This window comes from Janthinobacterium sp. LS2A (assembly GCF_036543145.1).
In the GTDB taxonomy this organism is placed as follows: domain Bacteria; phylum Pseudomonadota; class Gammaproteobacteria; order Burkholderiales; family Burkholderiaceae_D; genus Janthinobacterium; species Janthinobacterium aestuarii.
Genome location: NZ_JAZHPB010000014.1, coordinates 13,001 through 35,713 on the forward strand (window position 1 = coordinate 13,001; position 22,713 = coordinate 35,713).

16 protein-coding genes are annotated in these 22,713 nt (G+C 60.8%); 6 read left to right on the forward strand and 10 right to left on the reverse strand.

Annotated features, from left to right (window positions below; all coding sequences use genetic code 11):
• Positions 1 to 55: 55 nt before the first annotated feature.
• Entirely contained in the window at positions 56 to 2,905 is a 2,850-nt protein-coding gene (gene uvrA, locus V3C40_RS26980; protein ID WP_331778996.1) for an excinuclease ABC subunit UvrA, read from the reverse strand.
• 381 nt (positions 2,906 to 3,286) lie between these two features.
• On the opposite strand from uvrA, the gene ssb reads away from it, so the two are divergent.
• From ssb to V3C40_RS26995, 3 genes are all read left to right on the forward strand, one after another.
• Entirely contained in the window at positions 3,287 to 3,802 is a 516-nt protein-coding gene (ssb, locus tag V3C40_RS26985; RefSeq protein ID WP_034754418.1) for a single-stranded DNA-binding protein, read from the forward strand.
• 163 nt (positions 3,803 to 3,965) lie between these two features.
• The gene (locus tag V3C40_RS26990; RefSeq protein WP_331778997.1) at positions 3,966 to 4,478 is read left to right on the forward strand and encodes a DUF1203 domain-containing protein; all 513 of its coding nucleotides are present in this window, start codon (positions 3,966 to 3,968) and stop codon (positions 4,476 to 4,478) included.
• A gap of 221 nt (positions 4,479 to 4,699) precedes the next feature.
• Positions 4,700 to 5,479 carry an acetoin reductase gene (locus V3C40_RS26995; protein ID WP_331778998.1) on the forward strand — a complete coding sequence of 260 codons (780 nt, stop codon included), beginning with the start codon at positions 4,700 to 4,702 and terminating at the stop codon, positions 5,477 to 5,479.
• A gap of 54 nt (positions 5,480 to 5,533) precedes the next feature.
• Here V3C40_RS26995 and V3C40_RS27000 read toward each other — a convergent pair whose 3' ends face one another.
• Entirely contained in the window at positions 5,534 to 9,115 is a 3,582-nt protein-coding gene (locus V3C40_RS27000) for an ABC transporter permease/M1 family aminopeptidase (protein ID WP_331778999.1), read from the reverse strand.
• A 9-nt stretch (positions 9,116 to 9,124) separates the two neighbouring features.
• Positions 9,125 to 10,036, reverse strand: coding sequence for an ABC transporter ATP-binding protein (locus V3C40_RS27005; RefSeq protein ID WP_331779000.1), 912 nt, complete (start codon positions 10,034 to 10,036; stop codon positions 9,125 to 9,127).
• A 255-nt stretch (positions 10,037 to 10,291) separates the two neighbouring features.
• Between V3C40_RS27005 and V3C40_RS27010 the strand changes: the two genes are divergently transcribed.
• A complete protein-coding gene (locus tag V3C40_RS27010; protein ID WP_331779001.1) occupies positions 10,292 to 10,798 on the forward strand; it encodes a hypothetical protein in 507 nt (168 codons plus the stop codon).
• Positions 10,799 to 10,804: 6 nt separating this feature from the next.
• Here the strand turns inward: V3C40_RS27010 and V3C40_RS27015 are convergent, their stop codons facing one another.
• Positions 10,805 to 11,653, reverse strand: a complete 849-nt coding sequence (locus V3C40_RS27015; RefSeq protein WP_331779002.1) for a hypothetical protein — start codon at positions 11,651 to 11,653, stop codon at positions 10,805 to 10,807.
• Positions 11,654 to 11,830: 177 nt separating this feature from the next.
• Between V3C40_RS27015 and V3C40_RS27020 the strand changes: the two genes are divergently transcribed.
• Both V3C40_RS27020 and V3C40_RS27025 read left to right on the forward strand, forming a co-directional pair.
• The gene (locus V3C40_RS27020; RefSeq protein WP_331779003.1) at positions 11,831 to 12,397 is read left to right on the forward strand and encodes a GNAT family N-acetyltransferase; all 567 of its coding nucleotides are present in this window, start codon (positions 11,831 to 11,833) and stop codon (positions 12,395 to 12,397) included.
• Positions 12,394 to 13,137, forward strand: coding sequence for a metallophosphoesterase family protein (locus V3C40_RS27025; protein ID WP_331779004.1), 744 nt, complete (start codon positions 12,394 to 12,396; stop codon positions 13,135 to 13,137). The genes V3C40_RS27020 and V3C40_RS27025 overlap by 4 nt, the downstream gene beginning before the upstream one ends.
• Positions 13,138 to 13,142: 5 nt before the next feature.
• Here the strand turns inward: V3C40_RS27025 and V3C40_RS27030 are convergent, their stop codons facing one another.
• From V3C40_RS27030 to V3C40_RS27055, 6 genes are all read right to left on the reverse strand, one after another.
• Positions 13,143 to 13,781 carry a hypothetical protein gene (locus V3C40_RS27030; RefSeq protein WP_072457534.1) on the reverse strand — a complete coding sequence of 213 codons (639 nt, stop codon included), beginning with the start codon at positions 13,779 to 13,781 and terminating at the stop codon, positions 13,143 to 13,145.
• An 89-nt stretch (positions 13,782 to 13,870) separates the two neighbouring features.
• Positions 13,871 to 15,214: a sigma-54-dependent transcriptional regulator gene (locus V3C40_RS27035; RefSeq protein ID WP_070302966.1), complete on the reverse strand. Its 1,344-nt coding sequence runs from the start codon at positions 15,212 to 15,214 to the stop codon at positions 13,871 to 13,873.
• A complete protein-coding gene (locus V3C40_RS27040; RefSeq protein ID WP_034754394.1) occupies positions 15,207 to 17,117 on the reverse strand; it encodes a sensor histidine kinase in 1,911 nt (636 codons plus the stop codon). Before V3C40_RS27040 ends, V3C40_RS27035 begins: the two co-directional genes overlap by 8 nt.
• 235 nt (positions 17,118 to 17,352) lie before the next feature.
• Positions 17,353 to 18,345 (reverse strand): porin, encoded by a 993-nt coding sequence (locus tag V3C40_RS27045; RefSeq protein WP_051991521.1) that lies wholly within the window; start codon positions 18,343 to 18,345, stop codon positions 17,353 to 17,355.
• 108 nt (positions 18,346 to 18,453) lie between these two features.
• Positions 18,454 to 19,767: a dicarboxylate/amino acid:cation symporter gene (locus tag V3C40_RS27050; RefSeq protein ID WP_034754392.1), complete on the reverse strand. Its 1,314-nt coding sequence runs from the start codon at positions 19,765 to 19,767 to the stop codon at positions 18,454 to 18,456.
• Between the two features lie 392 nt (positions 19,768 to 20,159).
• Positions 20,160 to 22,493 (reverse strand): catecholate siderophore receptor Fiu, encoded by a 2,334-nt coding sequence (locus V3C40_RS27055; protein WP_070302962.1) that lies wholly within the window; start codon positions 22,491 to 22,493, stop codon positions 20,160 to 20,162.
• Between the last annotated feature and the right edge of the window lie 220 nt (positions 22,494 to 22,713).

Sequence of the window (22,713 nt, forward strand, 5' to 3'; positions counted from 1 at the left end):
GAAACGGCGCGGATTGCATGAGCAATCCGCGCCGTTTTTTATTGCGCTGCCGTCGTTATTGCTTCAGCAGCGGCCCCAGGTATTTACCCGTCACGCTGGCCGGGTTCAGCGCCACGTCTTCCGGCGTGCCCGTGGCGATGATCTGGCCGCCGCCAGCCCCGCCTTCCGGGCCCAGGTCGACGATCCAGTCGGCAGTCTTGATGACGTCGAGGTTGTGCTCGATGATCACCAGAGTGTTGCCCTGGTCGCGCAGGCGGTGGATGACTTTCAGCAGCAAGTCGATATCGTGGAAGTGCAAGCCCGTCGTCGGTTCATCGAGGATGTACAGGGTGCGGCCCGTGTCGCGCTTGGACAATTCCAGCGACAGTTTCACGCGCTGCGCTTCGCCGCCGGACAGGGTCGTGGCGCTCTGGCCCAGCTTGATGTAGCCGAGGCCCACGTCGAGCAGGGTTTGCAGCTTGCGCGCGATCAAGGGGACGGGCTTGAAGAATTCATGCGCCTCTTCCACCGTCATGCCCAGCACTTCCGTGATGTTCTTGCCCTTGTATTGCACTTCCAGCGTTTCTCGGTTGTAGCGCTTGCCGTGGCACACGTCGCACGGGACATAGACGTCAGGCAAGAAATGCATCTCGACCTTGATCACGCCATCGCCCTGGCACGCTTCGCAGCGTCCGCCCTTGACGTTGAACGAGAAGCGGCCCGCGCTGTACCCGCGTTCCTTGGCCGTCGGCACCGTGGAGAACAGGTCGCGGATCGGTGTAAACAAGCCCGTGTACGTGGCGGGGTTCGAGCGCGGCGTGCGGCCGATCGGCGCCTGGTCGACGGAGATGACCTTGTCGAAGTGTTCCAGGCCGCTGATCGACTCGTGCGGCGCCGGTTCTGTCTGCGAACCATACAAATGGCGCGACAGGGCCGGATACAGGGTATCGTTGACCAGCGACGATTTGCCCGAGCCGGACACGCCCGTCACGCATGTCATCAAGCCCACAGGCAAGCTCAGCGACACCTTTTTCAGGTTGTTGCCTGTCGCGCCAGTAATGACCAGCTGCTTTTCCGGATTGCTGGCGTGGCGCTTGGCCGGCACGGCGATTTTCAGCTTGCCGTTCAGGTATTGCGCCGTCAGCGATTTCTTGTTCTTGAGAATGTCTTGCAAGGTGCCTTCGGCGATGATCTCGCCGCCATGCACGCCCGCGCCGATGCCCATGTCGACGATGTAGTCGGCCGTGCGGATGGCGTCCTCGTCATGCTCGACCACCAGCACGCTGTTGCCGATGTCGCGCAAGTGTTTCAAGGTTTCGATCAGGCGGTCATTATCGCGCTGGTGCAAGCCGATCGACGGCTCGTCGAGCACATACATGACGCCCGTCAAACCGGAGCCGATTTGCGACGCCAGGCGGATGCGCTGTGCTTCGCCGCCGGAGAGCGTGTCGGCGCTGCGGTCCAGCGACAGGTAATCGAGGCCCACATTGTTGAGGAATTTTAGGCGTGAAATGATTTCCTTGACAACGCGGTCGGCGATCTCTTTCTTGGCGCCCGTCAGTTTCAGTTTTTCAAAGAATTCCAGGGTCTCGCGCAGCGGTTTTCCCGCCACTTCATAGATGGCGCGCTGCTGCTTGCCCGTGCCGACCTTGACGAAGCGCGCTTCCACGCGCAGGCGTGCGCCATCGCATGAGGGGCAGCATTTTTCATTGATGAACTTGGCCAATTCTTCCTTGACGGCCATCGAATCCGTCTCGCGGTAGCGGCGTTGCAGATTGTTGACCACGCCTTCGAACGTGTGTTCCTTGATGACGGTGCGGCCCCGTTCGTTGACATAGGTAAATGGAATCACTTGCTTGCCGGAACCGTACAGCACGGCTTGCTGTGAATTCAAGTCCAGCTGCTCGAACGGCATGTCCAAGTCAAACTCGTAATACGCGGCCAGGTTCGACAGCATCTGGAAGTAAAACTGGTTGCGGCGGTCCCAGCCCTTGACGGCGCCCGAAGCGAGCGACAGGTTCGGGAACGCGACGATGCGTTTCGGGTCAAAGAATTCAATGTGTCCCAGGCCGTCGCATTCCGGGCAGGCGCCCATCGGGTTGTTGAACGAGAACAGACGCGGTTCCAGTTCCTGCAGGGAATAGCCACACACATTGCAGGCGAACTTGTTGGAGTACACATGCTCTTGGGCGGTATCCATTTCGTAGGCAATGGCGCGGCCATCGGCCAGGCGCAGGGCCGTCTCGAAACTTTCCGCCAGGCGTTGCTTGATCTCCTGGTTCACCTTGACCCGGTCGATGACGACGTCGATCGTGTGTTTTTCCGTTTTCTTCAGTTTCGGGAGATCATCGACTTCATAGATCTTGGCCGCATGCGTGCCGCTTTGCACGCGGAAGCGCACGAAGCCCTGCGCCTGCATCTGCTCGAACAGGTCCACGTGTTCACCCTTGCGGTTGGCGACGACGGGGGCGAGTATCATCAGCTTGGTGTCTTCCGGCATGGCCAGCACGGCATCGACCATTTGCGACACAGATTGCGCGGCCAGCGCGTTTTCCGGATGGTCGGGGCAGTACGGCGTACCCACGCGCGCATACAGCAGGCGCAGATAATCATGGATTTCCGTCACGGTACCCACGGTCGAGCGCGGGTTGTGCGACGTTGCCTTCTGTTCGATGGAGATGGCCGGCGATAGGCCTTCGATCAGGTCGACATCGGGCTTTTCCATCAACTGCAAAAACTGGCGCGCGTAGGCCGACAGCGACTCGACATAGCGGCGCTGGCCTTCCGCGTACAAGGTGTCGAAAGCCAGCGACGACTTGCCGGAGCCGGACAAGCCGGTAATCACGATCAGCTTATTGCGCGGCAAATCGAGATTGATATTCTTGAGGTTATGCGTGCGAGCGCCGCGAATGCGGATCTGTTCCATGTGATTGCCTTGCTTTCAGTGAGTGGTGCGGCCGGCGCATTGTGCCTGGGGGCGGATGAGGAGCCACAACGGGTCAACCTGTAACTATAGCCGGGTTTTGCTCTGCATGCCTGAGGCGTCCATGGGCGGATTGCGCCGCCGGGCGAACGTGCCCTGACAAAGTTTGATGCAGATGCGTACTGACGTTTGAATACTGTATATAATACCAGTATTCAAGTTTCTTGTTTTCACCTGCCGTGAAAAAAACGTGCTGCCGCACAGGAGAGGGCGTCCGCCAGAAAGCGGGTGCTTTGCGCCGCGTGGTCGCTTATAATCCTCGTTTAGTACACTAAACTAACGCGCGGGACACCGGCTCCCGCTGCAGTTCATCAGGAGTTATTCATGGCATCAGTCAACAAAGTCATCATCGTCGGCAATCTGGGCCGTGACCCGGAAATCCGCTACATGCCTAGCGGCGACGCGATCGCCAACATCGCCGTGGCCACTTCGTACAAATCGAAGGACCGCAACACGGGCGAACAAAAAGAATTGACAGAGTGGCACCGTATCTCGTTCTTCGGCCGTCTGGCGGAAATCGTCGGCCAATACCTGAAAAAAGGCTCGTCCGTCTACGTCGAAGGCCGTCTGCAAACCCGTAAATACACGGACAAGGACGGCGTCGAGAAGTACGCAACCGACATCATCGCGGAACAGATGCAAATGCTGGGCGGCCGTTCCGGCATGGGCGGCGACGCCGGCGGTGGCGATGACAGCTACGGTGGTGGCGGTGGCGGCGGCTACGACGCCCCGGCCCCGCGCCAGGCGCCAGCCCCGCGTCCAGCTCCGGCACCGGCGCCACGCCCGGCACCGAAGCCAGCGCCGAACTTCTCGGATATGGATGACGACATCCCATTTTAAGCACGCTGTTCTGAGGCCTGCCGTCAGACACTGCCGATAAAGAGCCTGCTTCCTCCGTGAAGCAGGCTTTTTTTATGCGCACGGGCGCTAGAAGGCGATTCGTGACGCATTCTCACATTCCATGGCAAGAAGCGGATGGCGGCGCTGTCCCGATGCTGGTCTGATGGTGGTTTTGACGACGCCGGAGAACAGCATGGATTTTCGTATTACGGGCTTGTCGCCCGAACCTTTTCTGCCCTTTTTTTCCTTGTCCGATGCCGAGTTAATGGCGCTGGGCATGCGGCGTCAGGTGGTCGACCAACACCCCGGATTTCCTGACCGTGTAACGCTGATGGACGCCGAACTGGGCGAGACCGTGCTGTTATTGAATCATGTGTGCCAGCCCGCCATGACGCCTTACCGGGCTTGCCACGCCATTTTTGTCCGCGAGGGCGCCACGCAAGCGTACGATGCCGTCAACCAGGTGCCGGAATCGATGCGGCGGCGCATGTTGTCGCTGCGCGCCTATGCTGCCGATGGCATGATGCTCGATGCCGACGTGGTCGATGGCACTGCCATGGAAGCCCTCATTGCACGACTATTCGCCAATGCGGACGTCAGTTATATTCACGTACACAATGCCAAGCGGGGCTGTTATGCGGGCCGTATCGACCGCGTCGGCAGCTCCCCTATTTAATCGCGCAAGCCTATCTCCAGACTGTAGCTGGCCGCGGTATTCCTGCGCGCCGCTGTTTGAACCGATGAACAGGGCGTCGTCCTGACTCAAAATCGGCGCGTTTTTTCGTCCTTTCTTGACCTGTGCGCTTTTTCTGGCCACGCACGTTTCCAAGGCGCGGCCTAATGTCAATTTCAGGTAGGCTGAAGCGTCTCTTCTCACTACTCTGAAAGGAACGCAGCATGAGTATTTCCGGAAAAGTCGCGCTCGTCACGGGGGCCGCGCAAGGTATCGGCAAGGCTATCGCCTTGCGCCTGGCCAAGGATGGCGCCGATATCGCGCTGGTGGATCTGAACCAGGAAAAGCTGGACACGGCCGCCGCCGAAGTGCGCGCGCTGGGACGCCGCGCCGTCACCTTCATTGCCGACGTGTCGCAGCTCGCTCAGGTCACCGAAGCGGTGGCGTTTGCCGAGCAGGAGCTGGGCGGCTTCGACATCATCGTCAACAACGCCGGTATCGCACAAGTGCAGCCGCTGCTCGACGTCACGCCGGAAGAGGTCGACCGCATCATGCGTATCAATGTGCAAGGGACGCTCTGGGGCATCCAGGCGGCCGCCAAGACCTTCAAGAAGCGCAAGCAGAAAGGCAAGATCATCAATGCCTGCTCCATCGCCGGTCATGACGGTTTTGCCTTGCTGGGCGTGTACTCGGCCACCAAGTTTGCCGTGCGCGCGCTGACGCAGGCGGCGGCCAAGGAACTGGCGGCCGACGGCATCACCGTCAACGCGTATTGCCCTGGCGTCGTCGGCACGGACATGTGGACCGAGATCGACAAGCGCATGGCTGAAGTGACGGGCGCCGAGCTGGGCGCGACGTATAAAAAATATGTGGACGGCATCGCACTGGGGCGCGCCGAGACGCCGGACGACGTGGCAGGGCTCGTCTCCTTCCTGGCGGGGCCCGATGCCGATTACATGACGGGCCAGGCGCCGCTGATCGACGGGGGATTGGTGTACCGTTGATGGCGTGAATGGGGGGGTGACGGGGAATCGGCGTCCCCGTCAGACCCCCATCGATTAATTCACGCTGACTTCCTTGCGGTTGTCGCGCGGAACCCTGTCGATCATCTTGTTGTACGGATCGACGCCCACTTCAAACGGTTTTTCCTTCACCGTGATGGTGATCACGGGGTCGCTGCCCGACAACACGCGCTTGTCGGTGAACAGGACTTTTTCATCTTTTTCCTTGCCGCCTGCCGGGCGCGCGAAGATGGCGATTTCCACCGGCTCGTCGTAGGCGCGTGGGCTTTCCTTGCCCTTGCCGTCGGACTCCAGTTTGGCCAAGTGCAATTGCATGGTGACATCCCACTGACCGTCCTTGCGCTGTACGGCGCTCGCTTGCGTGACGCGGTTGTCGTAGAAGACGATTTTCTCGAACAGGTCCGTGATCAGCGCCTGCTTGTCCTGCGGCGCTTCGGCGCGGATGTAGGCCAGCAGTTCCGACGACGTGGTGAACGGCGCCTGCTGGTAGCCCTTGTCCTGCAGATAGCGTTTCAGCGCACGGTTCAGCGCTTCCTCGCCGATTTCATCGCGCAGGCGGTAGAACACCAGGCTGCCCTTGTTGTAGTGGATATATTGCTGTCCCTCCACGCGCGCCAGCGGCAGTTCCTCGATGGCTTCGCCGCCGCGCCCGCTCAGGTAGCGGTCCAGTTCATAGCGCAGGAAGCGGCGCATCTTGTCGCGCCCGTATTCCTTTTCCATCACCATCAGGGCCGAGTATTGCGCCAAGGACTCCATCAGCATGGTGGCGCCCTGGACGTTGGCGCCGATCACTTGATGGCCCCACCACTGGTGCGCCATTTCATGCGCCGTGACGTAGAACACATAATCGATGTCATCCTTGTCGCGCAGGTCGGCGATGAAGCCGATGCCTTCCGAATACGGGATCGTATTGGCAAACGACTGCGCGAAGCTCTGGTAGCCGGGGAATTCCAGGATGCGTACCTGCTTGTGCTGGTAAGGCGTGAACTCGGTGGTGTAATAGTCGAGCGACTTTTGCACGGAGGTAATCATGCGCTGCGTATTGTAGCCATGCTTTTTATCGAAATAAATTTCGATCGGCAAGCCTTTCCACGCGTCTTTCTTGACTTCCCAGCGCGCCGACAGGTAGGCGAAGAACGGCATCATCGGCTGGTCCATCTTGTAGCGGTAATAACGGCGGCCATCCTTTTCCCAACTCTTCTGCAGGTAGCCGGGCGCCAGGGCGATCTGCTCGCCGCTGGTGGATACCGTCGTGTCGAAATGGATCCAGTCCGCCTCGCCGCCAAAGACCGTATTGCCATACGCCGAGGTGTCTTCCAGCTTGGCCATGCGCTGCGGTTCGCCCAGGCCCCGCTTGCGGCGCTCGTTGCGGTCCGTCAGCTCCATTTCCTTGGCATAGCCGAAGTGCGGGAAATACGCCTGGTTGTTAAAGAAACTGCCGTTCAGGTTGACCTGGTCAGGCGCGCCGCTGTTGGTAAAGCCCGCATGCGTGACGGCCACCGTGAAGTCGAGCGGCAGGGCGGCGCCAGGCGCCACGGGACGGGCCAGCTTGAGGATGCTGAAGCCCGCTTCCTTGTCGTCCAGCGCCACCTTGTGCTCAGGCAAGTTCAACCAGTGCGTGTCCAGGTCCGGATTGAGTTGGATGCGCAAGGTGTCGAGCGGCTGCTGCGTCTTGTTTTGCAGCACGTAGTGGCCCTTGATCAAGACTTTGCGTTGCTCGGGATAGATATCCACGTCGGCCTGGATATCGGTGATCTTTAGCTGCGGCAAGTCCTTGTACTGTTTGTACAATTTCTCGTAGCGCGCCTGCTTGTCCATGCTGACATTCGCCGTTTCGTACCGATTCAGCACATTCGTGTTGTAGAAGATCCAGCCGCCCGTGCCGGCCCAGCACAGCAGCACCAGGGCCAGCGCGACACCTGCACCGCCACTCAGGCGCTGGCGCGCCAGGCGCACGCGCGCACGCCAGTCGGCGGACAGGCCGCGCACCCAGAATGCCTGCGCCAGCATGACGAGGGCCACAGTGAACAGGCTCCAGTACAGCGCGAACCAGGACCAGCCGGCCAGGAAGTGGCCATAGCCGTTCATGTCCGAATACTTGATGGCCGGCGTGCCGCCGAAGGCGTACAGATTGTGTTCGAAGTGCAGCATGCCCAGCACCATTTGCGCCACCATCAGCAGGATCACCAGCAGGTAGCCGATGAACTTGTTATTTGACAGCACTTGCAGGGTGAGGGCGCACAAGGCCATCAGCACGAAGAAGAGGGCGCCCAGCAGGGTGCCTTTCAGGTACAGCCCCAGTTCCACGGGCGCGCCGCCCTTGTAGAGCTGGAAACCGATGGCCGCGATGACGCCCACCAGCAGGTAACCGGCGATGACGCCGACCAGGGCCGTGCATTTGGCCAGCAGGGGCACCCAGCTGGGCACGGGCATGGCATCGCTGACGTCGGCGATCCTGGCTTGCCGTTCCTTGAAGATCAGTTCGCCCGCATAAAAGGTGACGATGATGATCAGCATGAAGCTGAAGCTGTTGTTGATATTTTGCAGCATCAAATGCGTCATCGGATACACGGCCGTGCCGTACATGTTCTTGCCGATATTCGCCCCGGCGATCAGGTTGATTACGGCGAACAGCAGCATGACGAGGAAGGGCACGCTCTTGAACACGCCGACGGCGTCGAAACGCAGGATTTGCCACCACTGGCGCCAGGCTGTCGCGCCCGTAAAGGTGGGGACGCTGCGCGGCAGGTGCAGCGGCGCCGCCAAGGCCGGCGCGGTGGCCACGGCCTTGTGCTTGCCGAACAGGCGTTTTCCCGTCCCCGTGCGCTGCGGCTTGAACAGGATCACGGTGGCGGCGAACAGGACCACCGTGATGGCCAGCCACAGCAAGCGGTTGGCCAGCAGGAAGCCGGCAAACGGCGGCAGGCCGGCGTTCGCTTCGGCGGACGTGAAGTAGCGCGTCATGCGGCCGAACGCGCGCATGCCGAACGGGTCGAGCAGGACGGCGATCCATTCGTTGTTGATGTCGCGCGTAAAGGCGCCGGCCATGCCCCACAGCACGAAAAAGCCCAGCACGCCCACGTAGACAAGCAACATCGAGCGCGTCGTGGCCGCCAGCAGCATCAGCAGGGCGCCGATGAAGAGCAGGTTCGGGATTACCATCACGCCGAAGCTCCACGCGTACGCATGCAGCGAGAACGCGCCCACGCGCTGCGGGTCGACCCAGGGCATGAGGGGGCCGAGCATGATGGCCAGGGCGATGGCGGCAAAGATCACCAGGCAGGCGACGAAGCCGGCGGCAAAGCGGCCGAACAGGTAATCCCACTTGCGCATGGGCGTGGCGAACAGCATGTCGGCCATGCCCACTTCGCTGTCGCGCAGCACGGCGCCGGCGATGAAGATGGTGATGAGCAGCATAGACAGCAGGCTGAACATCGTCAGCAGCTGCGCCACCACGGTGGGCGCATTGCGGTTGATGTTGCCGATGGCGCCGCCGACCTGGATCGAATCGCTGCTGCTGGCGCCAAACGCCATCAAGGCGAGGATGACGGCAAATATCCACAGCAGCGGCTGTTTCAGCTGATAGCCGAGGTCAAACTTGAAAAATTCCTTCCACATGGCGGCCCCTTACGCTGCGGCTGCGACGGCGGCCGGCGCGGCGGCGCCACTGCGGGCGGCGTTGCGCACGTGCAGGAAGTACACGTCTTCCAGGTCCGGGGCGATCTGCGTGAAGCCGCTGTCGGGCTGGCTGTCGGCAAACACATTGATTTGCGGCTTGCCGCCCACCAGGCGCGTCGACAGCACGTGCAAGGTTTGCTGGTACTGCGCCAGCTCGTCCATGCTGACGCTGCGGCGCCATACCTTGCCCAACAGCGTATCGATGGCCGCCTGCGGCTCGCCCTGCACCAGCACCTGTCCCTTGACGATCATCGCCATGCGCGGGCACAGGTCCGTCACATCGTCGACGATGTGCGTCGACAGGATGACGACCACTTGCTCGCCGATCTTCGCCAGCAGGTTCAGGAAGCGGTTGCGCTCGTCCGGATCCAGGCCGGCCGTCGGTTCATCGACGATCACCAGGCGCGGCGCGCCCAGCAGCGCCTGGGCGATGCCGAAGCGCTGGCGCATGCCGCCCGAATACGTGCCCAGGTTGCGCTTGCGCGCTTCCCACAGATTGGTTTGCTGCAGCAAGGCTTCCACGGCCTCCTTGCGCGGGCCCTTTTCCGTCAAACCTTTGAGCACTGCAAAGTGGTTGAGCAGGGTTTCCGCGCTGACCTTCGGATATACGCCGAAATCTTGCGGCAGGTAGCCGAGCTGGCGGCGCAGGCCGGCCTTGTCCTGCAGCACATCGATGCCATCGAAATGGATGCTGCCGCTATCGGGATCTTGCAATGTCGCAATGGTGCGCATCAGCGAGGACTTGCCCGCGCCATTCGGTCCCAGCAAGCCGAACATCCCGTTGGGGATTTCCAGGCTGACATTGTTGATGGCCTTGACGCCATTGGCATACGTTTTGTTCAGCTGTTTGATCGATAGCATGTGCAGCACTCTCCAGAGCTTGGGTATGAAAGCCGGCAGATGCATGCCTGCCGGTCTGTGGAAGGGGATCACCCTTGTTTTTCAGCCGCGATGGCGGATGTTACTTAAAAACAATAATATATAACCAATTGGATGGAAATTAATATTTTTGCGACCAAGGGTGGGAATGCAGGGCTGGAATGCACGAGGAAGCGATGAACGACGTGGTGCTACACTCGCCATCTCAATGACGCCAGATGGCGGAAAGAAGGGACCATGCCGGTAGCACAGAACATGACATTGCGCGCCGTTGTACCCGGCGAAGAAGGGGCGCTGGCGCGGCTGTTCCAGCTGTACTGCTACGACAACACCGCCTGGAGCGGCGAAGACGTGCTGGCCGACGGCCGCTACGACGTGTGCGATGCCGGGCTGGCCGAGTATGTGCATGCGCCCGGGCATACGGCCGTCTGGATCGAGGTCGATGGCGTGCTGGCGGGCTTTTTCATCACGGAGCCTGGCATGGCGGGCGAGCTGCCGGTGCAGGAGTTCAGCGATTTTTTTATTTTGAATAAGTACCGGCGCCGAGGCTGGGCGCTGGAAGTGGTGCGGCGTGTGCTGCTGGGCAGCCAGCAGACGTGGATGGTGGCGACGTTCCGCGCCGATGCTAATGCCTGCGCGTTCTGGCGGCAGGCGTTTGCGCGCCTGCCGTTTGCCAGGGTCGAGACGTGGGATGATCCGGACTTGCCGCAGTTCCAGTTGACGTTGCTGAAACCGGCGGCCTGAGCTGGATTAGAAGCGTACTTTCACATACGCCGACGGTCCCGTCAGACGGATGTTCAGGTCGGCATCGCGTTCGCTGTCGCGGTGCAGCTTGATTTTCGAGATGCCGTAATCGGCCACGAAACCGATATTTTTGAACGGGAACCATTCCACGCCGACATTGCCGCCGTAGATGTGGCCATTGATGCGTCCGCCGTTTTTCTTGATGCCCGACGCTTCCGCATACATGCGCAAGTCCGGCGTGAAGGCGTGGCGCCAGCCCACTTCCAGCAGTGGCGCAAACGCGTGCTCGCCGATGGAATCGCGCGCCGTGGCCGTTTCACCATTGACGACGCCGGTGGCCGTGCCTTTCAGGTTGGCATGGTAGTAGGCGGCGCCCAGGCCGATGCCGAAGGTATCGTTGCCGCTGCCCAGCCACCATTTATAGGCCAGCTTGGCCAGGTCCAGCTTCAGATCCGCATTCGCCGTGGCCGTGCCCGTGACAGGCTGGCCATTGATGATGGTTTCGCCCGTCAAGGTGGGCGTGTAGGATTTGTCGTAGCGGTAATAGTCGAATGCCAGGCCATGGCGGTCGCCAATCAGCAAGTCCGCCTTGACGCGCGGGATAGTGGTATGGCTTGGCTTTGATTCGGGCGCGTCGATGCGGCCAAATTGCGTGTCGGCGCCGATATTGATGCGCGGATCGGCGGAAAAGGCGCCTACCGAGATGCTGACACGGTCCAGGGTGGGCGACGGTTCGGCCCGCGCCGTGGCGGCCGCCGTGGCAATGCCCAGCACGCCCAGCATCATGGCGCCGCGCAAGGCAAGATGGTGCGGGCGTGGTGGGGACAGGCGGGTGGACACGGACATGGCAGACATGGGGCAACTCCTCAAAATAAAGTAAAAACTGTCGCGACGCTTTGGGCAACAGTGCAATGAGGAAATGGTAGCAACTGTTACATTTAGATCACGTAGCCGCACGGCGCAACTGTCCGTCGGACTTGTCCTACCGCCGGTAAATCAACTGTAAAAACTGGTAATGAAGGGATGGAAACGATGCAGGAAATTATGGAACTGGTGACGCCGCGGCTGGTGCTGCGGCAATGGCGCGACAGCGACTTCGCGCCGTTCGCGGACCTGAATGCCGATCCCCGCGTGATGGCCTATTTTCCGACGGCCCTGTCGCGCGACGCCAGCGACACCATGGCGAAGCGCTGCAGCGGGCTGATCGCCGAGCGCGGCTGGGGCTTGTGGGCCGTGGCCTTGCGGGAAAGCGATGCCTTCATCGGCATGACGGGCTTGCATATTCCCGCTGTGCAACTGCCATGTTCGCCGTGCGTGGAAATCGGCTGGCGCCTGGCATTCGATTACTGGGGACAAGGTTACGCGCAGGAAGCGGCGCACGCCGCCTTGCGGGCAGGTTTTGAACGCTTGCAATTGCCGGAAATCGTCGCGTTCACGGCGCTGCCCAACTTGCGTTCGAGCACGCTGATGGCGCGTCTGGGCATGCGCCGCGATGCGGACACGTTCGAGCATCCGGCCCTGGCGCCAGGACACGCATTGCGCACGCATTGCCTGTATCGTCTGACGCGCGCAGAATGGTGTGCACAGGAGGGAACATGAGAATCGCCGCCATATCCGATATCCACGGCAACCTCGACGCGCTTGACGCCGTGCTGGCCGACATCGCCCTGCGTGGCGTGGACGTGACCGTCAACCTTGGCGATATCGTCTCGGGCCATCTGCAGCCGCGCGCCACGGCAGCACGCCTGATGGGGCTCGGCTTGCCGACCATCCGCGGCAACCACGAACGCCAGCTGCTGGGCGATCCGGCCCGCATGGGTGTGTCGGACGCCTATGCGCGCACGCAACTGTTGCCGGAGCAACTGGATTGGATTGCGGCGCTGCCCGCCACCTTGCGCCTGCGGCACGATGTGTTGCTCGTGCATGGCACGCCCGCCAGCGACCTTGTGTATTTTCTCGACAGCGTCACGCCGCAAGGCAGCCGCGCCGCCACGCCGATGGAAGTGGCCGAACGGGCCGGCGAGACGGACGCCGCGCTGATCCTGTGCGGCCACACGCACATGCCGCGCCAGGTACGCCTGGCCGACGGGCGGCTGATCGTCAACCCGGGCAGCGTCGGTTTGCAAGCCTATGACGACGACCATGGTTATCCGCACGTGATGGAAAACGGCACGCCGCACGCGCGCTATGCGATTGCCGAACAGGGGACCGATGGCCGCTGGACGGCGCAGTTCTACGCCGTGGAATATGACTGGGAAAAGGCGGCCCGGCTGGCGCTGGCCAACGGCCGGCCCGACTGGGCCACGCCCTTGCGCACAGGATTCGTCGGCGCCGCCTGAGCGCTTTAGCAGCTTGGGGCGCGCGTGACGGGCACGGGCACGAGTTCCGTCTTGCCGTCCTTGGCTATCACCTGGTTGATGCTGATGCTGCAGCGCTTGCCTTCCCACGAGAACGCCGCTTCGTAATCTTCGCCGGCGCGCGGCGTGAAGGTGATGTCGCCATGGCAGCTGGGCGAGACGCTTTCATAGCGCACTCCGTTGGCCACGTAAAACGAGGACACGTCTTGGAAGCCCAGGCGCAAGCTGCTGGGCTTGTCGGCGGGAACTTCATATTCGCGGAAATAGGCTTTCGAGAAAAAGCCGTCCTTGCGCGCCAGGTTTTGCGACGTTTCCGTCTCCGCGATGCCCAGGCTGGTATTGCTGACAGTGCCGATCAGGGAGCCGAAGGCTGAACTCATGCCGCCGCTGGCCTTTTCCACGCCATCGCTGAACATGCCGCGGATGCAGCTGCTGTCGCGGTACAGGAAGGCCGTGGCGCCATTCTGGCCGAACAGGCGCAGGCGGCTGATGGCCGATGTTGCCGGTGCGGCTGGCGCGCTGGCCGCTTCGGCGGCTGCAGCTGCGGGGGCGTCGGTGGTGACGGCATCCTGGGCAAAACCGGAGGCACTGAGTAACAGGGAAAACAGGACGGCAGGGTTTTTCATTGTGAATTTTAAATTATCAAAAAGAAACAATATATACCATACAGCAATATATTGCTGCTCTTTTTGATAAGTTTCCCCCGCGTCGCTCCCTAGCGGAATTCTTCCGCCACCAGATTGTACTTCTGCATCTTGTGATACAAGGTCTGTTTCGGCAAGCCGAGCACCGCACTCACTTCGCTGACGTTGCCCGCATATGCGCGCAGTTCCTGCTCGATTAATGCACGTTCGAAGCCGTTCACCTGTTCCGCCAGCGACAAGGGGCTCGCCTGGCCGCTCGCCAGCAGGCTCGATGCGCCACCGGCGATGCCGAGCACGAAGCGGTCGGCGATATTGCGCAGTTCGCGTACATTGCCGGGCCAGGAATGGGCCATCAGGTTGCGCATCTGCGCGCTGGAAACGACGGGCGCGGCGCGGTTGTAGCGGGCGGCGGCGGCCAGCACGAAGTGTTCGAACAGGATGGGAATATCCTCGCGCCGTTCGCGCAGCGGCGGCAGGTGCAGCACGATCAGGTTCAGGCGGTAGTACAGGTCGCTGCGGAATTTCTGCTGCTGCGACAAGTCTTCCAGGTCCAGCTTGGCCGCCGCGATGACGCGCACGTCGACGGGCGTGGGCACGTTCGAGCCGAGCCGCTCGATATAGCGTTCCTGCAGCACGCGCAACAATTTCACTTGCAGCGACAGGGGCAGCGATTCGATTTCGTCGAGGAAAAAAGTGCCCTGGTCCGCGTGCTCGATCTTGCCCACCTGCCGTTTGGCCGCACCCGTAAACGCGCCCGGTTCGTGGCCGAAGACTTCGCTCTCAAAAATGCTTTCGGGAATAGCGCCGCAGTTGACGGCGACAAAGTTGTGCTTGCGGCGGTGGCTGAAGTCGTGCAGGCAGCGGGCCACCATTTCCTTGCCCGTACCCGTGTCGCCATAGATCAGCACGTCTGCCGGTTCGTCGGCTACGTCGAGTATCAAGCGCCGTATGTCGCGCATCGCCACGGAATTGCCCAATAGCCGCGCTTCGATGCCGCCGCCGTCCTCGAGCTGGCGGCGCAGGCTGTGCACTTCCAGGGTCAGGCGCCGCGTTTCCAGTGCGCGCAGGATGACGTCGACCAGCTGGTCGGACGAATATGGTTTTTCGATGAAATCGTAGGCGCCCGTGCGCATGGCGTGCACGGCCATGGTGATGTCGCCATGGCCCGTGACGAGGATCACGGGCAGGTTGGCATCGAGCGTCTTGACCGCTTGCAGCAATTCCAGGCCGCTCATGCCGGGCAGGCGCACGTCGCTGACGACGATGCCGGGGAAATCGGGCGTGAGCAGTTTATAGGCCAGCTCGGCCGAGTGGAAGGCCAGCACGTCCAGGCCGGCCAGTTGCAATGCCTGCTCGCTGCCTTCGCGTACGGTGGGGTCGTCTTCGACCAGCAAGACCTTCAAGCCGTCAAACATGTTTTTCCTCCTGCGTTGCTATCTGTAGTTCGATGGTGAAGATGGCGCCGCCGCCGGGGGCGTTTTCGGCGCGCAGCACGCCGCCGAACTGGCGCGTGATCTGTTCGGAAATGGCCAGTCCCAGGCCCAGTCCCAAGCCTTGCGGTTTTGTCGTGAAGAACGGTTCGAACAGGTGCTCATACACTTCCGTCGACAGGCCCGGGCCCGTGTCGGCTACATGGATCAGTACGTGTTCGGGCGTGCATTCGACGGACACGCGCAGGCTGCGCACGTCGCTGCCATTCATGGCGTCGAGCGCATTCGCGTACAGATTCACCAGCACCTGTTCCAGGCGGTTGCTTTCGCACATGGCGAAGATGTCTTCGGGCGGCAGTTGCAAGGTAAAACGCACATTTTCCACCTGCAGCCGGCGTTCGACGAGGAACAGGGCATTGCTGATGGCCGTGGGGATCGACACGGAGGTCAGGCTGGTCGTCGACTTGCGCGCAAAAATCTTCAATTGGCCCGTAATGGTCCCCATCCTGGCCGCAATTTGCGATATCTTCGCCAGGTTGCGCCGCGCGTCGTCGAGCCGTCCCCGCTCGAGCAGGATGACGGCATTGTCGGACATGGTGCGCAGCGCCGTCAGCGGCTGGTTCAGTTCATGCGTGATGCTGGCCGACATTTGCCCCAGCACGGCCATCTTGCCGGCCTGGAACAGTTCATTTTGCGTGATGTGCAGCTTTTGCTCGGCCTTGCTGCGCACCTCGATTTCCTGGCTCAGGCTTTGCGTCATGGCATTGAGTTCCGACGTGCGTTCTTCGACCATGGCTTCCAGGTTGTCATAGGCATGCTGCAGATCTTCGCGGGCGCGCAATTTTTGCGCCACGGCCGCGCGGCGTTGGCGCAGGTAAAAGAACAGCAGCATGAAAAAGCCCAGCAGCACGCAGGAGAAGGCGGCCGCCGCGCGCGCGCTGGCTTTGGCCTGGGCCAGGTCGGACAAATAAATGAAAGTCCAGCCTTGCGGCGACTTGAGCTTGATCTGCGTCATGACGCTCGAGCTGATCTTCGGCGGCGTGTCGGCGTGTTCCTGCTCGCGTACGCTGATCACGCGGGCCCCATTGCCCAGCTGGCGGTCGGAAACGAAAGGGATGGCGGCCAGCTGCTTCGAATAGTACTGGCGCGTGCGGTTGAGTTCTTCGACGATGGCGGGCGACAGCGGCGCCAGGGTCTTGTACTTCCAGTCCGCCATGGAACTGAGAAAGATCACGCCGTGCTCGTCGGCCAGCATGACCTTGTCGGCGCCCTGCACCCAGCGTTTTTCCAGGGTTTCCAGGTTCACCTTTACCGTTGCCAGGCCCAGCATGTGGCCATTCTGGTAGATGCCGTGGGCAAAGAAGTAACCGGGTTCCAGCCGTGTCGTGCCGACGCCATAGAAGCGGCCCGGCGTGCCGCGCAGCGCGTCCTGGGCGTAGGGGCGGAACGAGATATTGTCGCCAATAAAGCTGTCGGGCTGCTGCCAGTTGCTGGCGGCCCGCGTGTTGCCATCGAGGTTGCTGATGAAAATGGTCGACGATTTCGCCTGGGCATTCATCTGCTCGAGGTAATGATTGACCGTATCGACGAGGACCGGATCTTCCGGGTGCTGCAGCAGGCGGATCACGTCGCGGTTCAGCTCTAGGGTCTTGGGCAGGAAGTCGTATTTCTCCAGCGCATTTTCGAGGCTGCTGACATACACCTCGAGGCGCTGCGCGCCGCTGGCCTGCAGCTTGCCGATGGCGATGCGTTCGGTCCAGAAATACACGAGCCAGACGGTGGCCAGGCAGGCGGCCAGCACCACGCCCCAGGCCAGCGTTTCGCGGCCCGACCGTTGCGACAGGCGCTGGCGCCAGGAAAGGGAGGGTTTGGTAGTACTGCTATTCATAAAATCAGCTGCCAACTTGCAAGAACCCACAGTATCGCATTTAAATATTGCGTAAAAAGAAAAAGCCGCCGGATATGCATCCGGCGGCCCACACTTCTATTTTACGGACATCTCAACGTCCGACAAAATCGTAGCGAGCGGCAGTGATTTGTGGCCGAGAAGCGCAACCGTACTTTAGTACGGTGAGCATCGCCGGCCGCAAAGCGCGCCGCGCAGTAGATTTTGGCCGACGTCCTTAGAACGTGTGGCGCATGCCGAGGTTGAAACCGCTGTTACCGGTGCCATCGTCCGTGGCATTGCCAACCTTGTAGGTAGCGCCGTTCTTGTTGCTGATGTGGCCGTAACCTGTGTACAGGTCGCTGCGCTTGGACAGTGCATAGAAGGCGCCGATGGCCCACTGCTGGGCGTCACGGTTGGCATTGCTCTTGTCGTTGTGGCGGATGTACGACGCGACCAGCTTGGTGGCGCCGAACGGGGCGCTGAAGCCGACGAGGATGTCGTTGCTCTTGCTGTCGTCGAGGGCACGGTTGTCGGCGTAGCCGAAGTTACCTTGCACCACGCCAAAGTCGTAGCGCGTGGCCAGCAGGGTGTTGCGCGTTTGCTGGGTCGCCAGCGCATTTTCCTGGCGGTGGTGCGTCAGGGTCACGTTCAGCGGACCGTCGATGTAATGCACGGCGCCGCCCATGCTGCGGTTTTTCGCATTGTCGCCGGCCACTTCGCCAAAACCATACGCCAGGTCGGCCGACAGCTTGCTCCAGGTCGGCGTGCTGTATTGCACCATGTTGTCGATGCGATAATTCGTCGCCATAATGTTCGATGCCGTGCCGGCCAGGCCGATGACAAACGGATCGGCCACGTCGCGCAGGGCCAGGTAGTACGGCGTATATTGGCGGCCCAGGGTGAGGGCGCCGGCGCTGCCGGTCAGGCCCACATACGCCTGGCGGCCGAACAGCCGGCCGCCCTGGCCCGAGGTACCGGTATCGATATTGAAACCGCTTTCCAGTACGAAGGTAGCGGCCAGGCCACCACCGAGGTCTTCCTTGCCCTTGAAGCCGATGCGCGAGCCCGAAGCGACGCCGGAAGCGACGCGGTTCAGGCGGTCTCCGGACGCATCCTTGTCGAACACCAGGCCGGCGTCAGCCACGCCATACATGGTCACGCTCGATTGGGCCATGGCGCCGGTGGAGGCTGCGCCGAGGGTCAGCAGGGTAAACAGGACTTTTTTCATGAAAATCTCTCTAATAAGTTGGAATGACTACTGATCGCACTACCTGACTGCTTGTTACTCAACATCGACAACAAATAAATGGCCCGCTTGTGGCGGGCCATGGCGCTATCAGGCTTTGCTAGCGTGATCCGCTTCGCCCCAATGGCTTTCCGTGTTCTGGCTGGCCGCGTTGGCCGCGGCGGCTTCTTCCTCGGTGGCCAGGCCACCTTCCCACTTGGCGACGACAGCCGTGGCGACGGCATTGCCGACCGCGTTGGTGGCCGAACGGCCCATGTCGAGGAATTGGTCGACGCCCATCAGCAGCAGCAAGCCCGCTTCCGGGATATTGAACTGGTTCAGGGTAGCGGCAATCACCACCAGCGAGGCGCGCGGTACGCCGGCCATGCCTTTCGAGGTCAGCATCAGCAGCAGCAGCATGGTGATCTGCGTGCCGATCGACAGGTCGATACCGTAGGCTTGCGCGATGAACAGCACGGCAAAGGTGCAGTACATCATCGAGCCATCGAGGTTGAAGGAGTAGCCCATCGGCAGCACGAAGCTGGAAATCTTGCGGTCCACGCCGAACTGGTCGAGCGCCGTCAGCAGTTTTGGATAGGCCGCTTCCGAGCTGGCCGTCGAGAATGCCAGCAGGAACGGTTCGCGGATCAGGCCGACCAGTTTGAAGACGCGCGGGCCGATGACGACGAAGCCGGCGCCGATCAGCAGTGCCCACAGGCACATCAGGCCCAGGTAGAAGCCACCCATGAACTTGGCAAACGTGACCAGCACGCCCAGGCCGTGCGTGGTGATGACGGAAGCCATCGCGGCGAACACGGCCAGTGGGGCCAGGTTCATGATGGTGCCGGTGATGCGCAGCATGACTTGCGCCAGCTGGTCGACGACGGCCGTCAGGGTCTTGCCCGATTCGCCCAGGCCGGCCAGTGCGCCGCCGAAGAAGATCGAGAACACCAGCACTTGCAGGATTTCATTGTTGGCCATGGCCTCGATCGGCGACTTCGGCACCAGGTGCGTGAAGAAGTCTTTCAAGGTGAAGGCGGCCGTTTTCAAATTCGTCGAAGCGTGTACGTCCGGCAACGGCAAGCCCAGGTTGGTACCCAGCTGCATCAGGTTCGACAGCACCATGCCCAGCGCCAGCGAAACCAGCGAGGCAACGACGAACCAGCACATGGCTTTCAGGCCGATGCGGCCGGCCGTCTTGCCGTCGCCCATGTGAGCGATACCGACTGTCAGGGTCGAGAACACCAGCAGCGCAATGATCATCTTGATCAGGCGCAGGAAGACGTCGGTGACGATGGAAATATTGCCAGCGATCTGAGCGCTGAGCTTGGCATCAGGGAAAGCGGTGTTGCATCCATAGCCGACAATAATGCCGAGGACCATGGCAATCAGGATGTACAGGGTTAATGGCCGTTTCTTTTTCATTTTGACTCCTCCGGTGAAACGCCGCTGTGAGCGGATTATTGATAGCGAGCAACTCAAGCTTGGAGTCAATATTTCTCAAAAACAAGCCCTTGCGTGCTAGCGATTATTTGCAGCAAAACCTGTACATAGCAAAGGATATGCCTGAAATTGGCATTTGGCGCATAACTTCTTAAGTTGTTGATTTAAGGAAGCTTTTTTGTTGTTAGGATGTTGCAACTTCGCGTGCTTGCGCGAAATATTGGACGCGGCGGGCCATCGCTGTATGACTTTTCATACGCTAGTCGCGGCAGGGCGGCAGGGCGGCAGTGCGTCAAAAAGGCAAGATTATCAGGACAATAAAAAAGCCCCTCCGAAGAGGGGCTCGATGTCGCGTAATACTTGTTTTCTTGACGTTAGAACTTGATATTGGCCATCAGACTGAACGAACGGGGCTGGCCTGGCGTGTAGCGGAAGCCGGACTTGTTGATGGCCGCCACATAGGTCTTGTCGGCCAGATTGTAGGCATTCAGCTGCAAGTCGAGGTTCTTGTTGACGGTGTAGCTTGCCATGGCATCGAAGACCCAGTAGGCATCGACGCGTGCCGGCGTGCCGACGGCGCCATCGGTGCCGCGCAGCATTTCACCCACGTAACGCGCGCCGCCGCCGATCTTCAGGCCGAATGGCAGGGTGTACGAGGTCCAGCTGGTGAACGCCTGTTTTGGCGTGTAGCTGAGGTTGTTGACGCCGCTGGCCGTGACGACCTTGCCCGACTCGACCTTGGTATTCATGCGCGTGTAGCCGGCGCTGACCAGCCAGTTCGGCATGATCTCGCCCACCACGCCCAGTTCCAGGCCTTCCACGCGTTTCTTGCCGGTCTGGTAATAAATGGTCGGGATCACAGGATCTTGTTCCACTTCATTCTTGACGGTGGTCTGGTAGACGGCGGCCGAGAACGACAGTTTTTGTTTCAGGAAGTCCCACTTGGTACCGATTTCCTTGGTAATGGTTTCCTGCGGGTCATATTTTGGATTTTGCGCGCTGTTGGCGCCCGCGCTCAAGGCGAAGTTGACGCCCGGCGGCGCTTTCGACGTGGCCAGCAAGGCGTACACGCTGCTGTCCGGCGTTGGCTTGTACATGGCCGAGATCTTGCCGTTGGCCAAGGTGTCGCTCAGGGTCAGATGCGTCGGAATCGGCGTGCCGACGGGCAAGGGCTGTACCGCAGGCGCAGTCACGGCCCCTTGCAGAGCGACGGCATCATACGTGGTGTTGAAATGGTCGAAACGCACGCCGCCGTTGAACAGCCACTTGTCGCCGAACTTGATGGTGTCGAACACGTACAGGCTTTGCGTATTGACTTCGCCTTCGGTGAAGGCGCCGCTGCGTACGGGGTTATGGCCGGTGACGGTGTCACGCGGGTTCGGGTTGTACAGATTGGCATCCTGCAAAGTGCCCAGGCTGGCGGGCACATAGCTGTAGTTGGTCTGTTTTTCGCTGGTGAACTCGGCGCCGGCCACCACGGAGTGCTTCAGCACGCCAGTGTCGAATTGTGCGCTGACCACGGTCTGGTTGGTCAGGATCGTGTTTTCCTGGTCTTTCACGGTGCGCAACGAGCGCGCCATGGTCCAGGTCGACGGATCGGTGGCGACCGGTGTCTTCAGGTTGACGGTGCTGCCCATGAAGGCCGTCAGCAGGTAGTCCTGCTGGGTCTTGCCATAGCGCGTGGTGTTCTGGATTTGCAAGGTTGGCGAGAAATCATGGTCGATGCGCAAGGTGCCCATATCGGCCTTGACCTTGTTGTAGTCCGCAGTGGAGCCGTAGAAATTCTTCGGATCGACCTTGGCCGCGCCGTTCAGGAAAGTGCGGATGACCGGGTTTGTCTTCGTGATGGTGTCCGGCGTCGAGTAGCCAGGCAAGCCGATGGTCGGCACGCCGCCGTCGGGTACGTTGTCCTGATCCACATGCAGGTAGCTGGCCGTGATGCGCGTCGGTTTGCCGATGCCGAAGGTGACGGTGGGCGCGAAGGCCCAGCGCTTGTTCTTGACTTCGTCGCGCGCCGGATCGCCGCTGTCCTGCGTCATCAGGTTCAGGCGCAATGCCGTGCCGGTATCGCTGTCGAGAACGCGGTTCCAGTCGGCCGTGGCGCGTTTCTGCTTGCCGCTGCCCACTGTCAGCAGCGAATTGAATTTGTTTTCCATGGTCGCCGTCTTGCTGACCAGGTTGATCGAGCCGGTCGGCGAACCGCGGCCGCTGTCCGTGCCCGCCGGGCCCTTCAATACGTCGATCTGTTCGATGTTGAAGACGTCGCGCGAGATGGAGCCCACGTCGCGCACGCCATCGACATAGATGCTGCCCGACGAATCGAAACCGCGCATGTAGACGGCGTCGCCCGTGTTCGTGTTGCCGTTTTCACCGAGGAAAAAAGTACCCACGCCTGGCGTGTTGCGCAGCGCGTCCGTCAGGGTCAGCGCACCTTGCTGCTCGATCAATTCCTTTTTGATCACGACGATGGTTTGCGGCGTATTGACCAGCTCTTCCGTGTATTTCGGCGACGAGGCTTTTTCTGCCTTGAAATCATTTTCCTTGGAGCCCACGACCTTGATTTCGTTCAGGGTTTGCTGCGATGCGGGCGCGCTTTGGCCGGCCGGGTCGGCTGCCTGGGCGGCAACGGGCAGCAGCATCACGGCCAGGGCGGCGCCGATGTGCTGGTTGAAACGGGTGGGGGCGTGTTTGCGGCTCTTGATTGCCATCTTGCTCTTTCGAAAAGGTCAGGGTAGTGGTTCCTGGCTGGCTCTGCGCCGCAGTGCTTGGGCACGCGGGCAAGTGGCTGGCGATGGAGACGGAATAGGCCGTATTGTAATAACTGGGCGCTATTTCGTAAATGAGAATCGTTATCAGTATCATTTACGCAACGGATTGGGCGTGCCGCAAAAAAAACACTGTCATGGCTGATGAATGCTTGCTTTGCGG

Coding starts and splice junctions, on each gene's coding strand:
- V3C40_RS27020 (WP_331779003.1), top strand. CDS start 11,831: ATGCAGGAAATTATGGAACTGGTGACGCCGCGGCTGGTGCTGCGGCAA.
- V3C40_RS27025 (WP_331779004.1), top strand. CDS start 12,394: ATGAGAATCGCCGCCATATCCGATATCCACGGCAACCTCGACGCGCTT.
- V3C40_RS26995 (WP_331778998.1), top strand. CDS start 4,700: ATGAGTATTTCCGGAAAAGTCGCGCTCGTCACGGGGGCCGCGCAAGGT.
- V3C40_RS27030 (WP_072457534.1), bottom strand. CDS start 13,781: ATGAAAAACCCTGCCGTCCTGTTTTCCCTGTTACTCAGTGCCTCCGGT.
- V3C40_RS27000 (WP_331778999.1), bottom strand. CDS start 9,115: ATGTGGAAGGAATTTTTCAAGTTTGACCTCGGCTATCAGCTGAAACAG.
- V3C40_RS27005 (WP_331779000.1), bottom strand. CDS start 10,036: ATGCTATCGATCAAACAGCTGAACAAAACGTATGCCAATGGCGTCAAG.
- V3C40_RS27050 (WP_034754392.1), bottom strand. CDS start 19,767: ATGAAAAAGAAACGGCCATTAACCCTGTACATCCTGATTGCCATGGTC.
- V3C40_RS27035 (WP_070302966.1), bottom strand. CDS start 15,214: ATGTTTGACGGCTTGAAGGTCTTGCTGGTCGAAGACGACCCCACCGTA.
- uvrA (WP_331778996.1), bottom strand. CDS start 2,905: ATGGAACAGATCCGCATTCGCGGCGCTCGCACGCATAACCTCAAGAAT.
- V3C40_RS26990 (WP_331778997.1), top strand. CDS start 3,966: ATGGTGGTTTTGACGACGCCGGAGAACAGCATGGATTTTCGTATTACG.
- V3C40_RS27045 (WP_051991521.1), bottom strand. CDS start 18,345: ATGAAAAAAGTCCTGTTTACCCTGCTGACCCTCGGCGCAGCCTCCACC.
- V3C40_RS27040 (WP_034754394.1), bottom strand. CDS start 17,117: ATGAATAGCAGTACTACCAAACCCTCCCTTTCCTGGCGCCAGCGCCTG.
- V3C40_RS27015 (WP_331779002.1), bottom strand. CDS start 11,653: ATGTCTGCCATGTCCGTGTCCACCCGCCTGTCCCCACCACGCCCGCAC.
- ssb (WP_034754418.1), top strand. CDS start 3,287: ATGGCATCAGTCAACAAAGTCATCATCGTCGGCAATCTGGGCCGTGAC.
- V3C40_RS27055 (WP_070302962.1), bottom strand. CDS start 22,493: ATGGCAATCAAGAGCCGCAAACACGCCCCCACCCGTTTCAACCAGCAC.
- V3C40_RS27010 (WP_331779001.1), top strand. CDS start 10,292: ATGCCGGTAGCACAGAACATGACATTGCGCGCCGTTGTACCCGGCGAA.